The organism is Paraburkholderia sp. GAS206C (assembly GCF_050435645.1).
In the GTDB taxonomy this organism is placed as follows: Bacteria; Pseudomonadota; Gammaproteobacteria; order Burkholderiales; family Burkholderiaceae; genus Paraburkholderia; species Paraburkholderia phenazinium_B.
The window spans coordinates 1-1,601 of the sequence record NZ_JBNDKR010000027.1 but is presented as its reverse complement, the minus strand read 5'-3'; the positions used below and the strand labels follow the sequence as shown (position 1 = coordinate 1,601).

Below are 1,601 nucleotides of genomic sequence, written 5' to 3'. Positions count from 1 at the left end.
TGTCGAGGCTTCTTTCAGATGTCGGGGTTGGGACTTTTTAGAAATGTCCGGTTTTAAGGTTCAGAAATATCTATGTTAGAGGGCTTTTGAGCACCGAGCCAACCCGCGTTCCGGCAGTTGCCAGAATCGCTTCATTGAACTGCTCCCGGGTCAGCTCGCGCTGCTTGCGGGTGCCCACCTTGCGCTCCCTGGACCGCGGCGCTTCGCCCTGATTGGTCCTCGATGGCGAGCCTGACGCGCGCCGGTCATCGCGCTGCGCCTGAATCACCTGCGCCAGCTGCAACGTGTGTCCCAGCCGCTTGTTATCGACCACCGCCGCCTGATCGATCTCCGAGAGCCGGTCATACGGCACACAGGGCAGGGCAGCGCCATTCACCCGGATCTCGATGCGTCCGTCCGGATACTCGAATACGTCCAGATAGCAGTGAATCAGGCTGCGGTTAGCCACCGTGTCCTCCAGCAGATAGATCACGCGGTCGTACTGCACCGTCAGCACCTTCGACACGCGCCGCGGTACGCGACACGTCAGGATCAGGTCGAGATTGTCGTCAGCGCGTAGTGGCCGGTGGGCGTCGAACGTGCTCTTCGGCGCCTTGCCAAACCGGCCGTTGAAGTCCGCCATGAAGTGGGGCGCGTAAGCGTTGGCCGCTTCCTTCGTGCTGATGCCACGCAGCCGCAGTTCCTTCACGAGCCGGTCCTGCAGCGTCAGGTTGGCGCGCTCGACGCGTCCCTTGGCCTGGCTGCTGTTCGCACAGAACGTGTCCACATTCAGCTCGTACAGCGCCCGGCCAAACTGCGTCACGCCCTTGCCAGGCGTGGCTGAATGGCTGTTGCAGTGAAACACGCTCGCCTTGTCGCTGTACAGCGCGACCGGCTTGCCATGCTGTTCCAGGTAATGACGCGTCGCCTCGAAGTAGCTGAAGGTCGACTCGGTCGCCGTGAAGTGCAGCGCCATCAGCCGGCCGGTTGCATCGTCAATGAACACCAGCAGCGTGCACGCCGGCGCACGCTCCTCAAACCACCGGTGATCGCTGCCGTCGATCTGCACCAGTTCGCCCAGGCACGCGCGACGGTTTCTAGGCTGGTGCAGCTTCGGCGGCCGCTGCTTGCGCGGAATCCACAGCCCGGCCTCACGCATCCAGCGTCGCACGGTTTCCTTCGCCAGCACCACGCCATGACATTCGGCGAGCTTCTCGCAGGCCAGCGTTGGCCCGAAATCCGTATAGCGCTCACGCACCAGCGCCATGGCACGCGAGCGGACATCCAACGGCAGTTCGCGGTTGCTGGGCTGGCCACGCCGCGCCGAGACGAGCCCGGCCGGTCCAGCGGCCTCGTAGCGCCGCACCAGCCGGCTGACCTGACGCTCACATCGCTGCAGCCGTTCAGCCGCCAGTACGATCGTCAGGCGATGCTGGACGACCGCCTCGATGATCTTGACCCGCTCGAGCTCGTGCATGCTGATCGTGATGAATCCACGTCCGTTCATGGTCTGGCTCCGGGCTGGCTGTGATGCCGCAGCATGCGCCACAGCAGCCGGACCGGAGCAGGAAACCGGACATTTCTAATGAGCCAGAACCGGACATTTCTAAAAAGCTCTGACA

General features: G+C 63.1%; 1 protein-coding gene. It reads right to left on the bottom strand.

What is annotated here, in order from left to right; translation table 11 throughout:
- Window positions 1–70 precede the first annotated feature (70 nt).
- A complete protein-coding gene (locus P3T20_RS37070) occupies window positions 71–1,486 on the bottom strand; it encodes an ISNCY family transposase (RefSeq protein ID WP_429289458.1) in 1,416 nt (471 codons plus the stop codon).
- Between the last annotated feature and the right edge of the window lie 115 nt (window positions 1,487–1,601).

What these genes read in the sequence shown, in the direction of transcription:
- P3T20_RS37070 (WP_429289458.1), bottom strand. Translation starts at nt 1,486, where the DNA reads ATGAACGGACGTGGATTCATCACGATCAGCATGCACGAGCTCGAGCGG.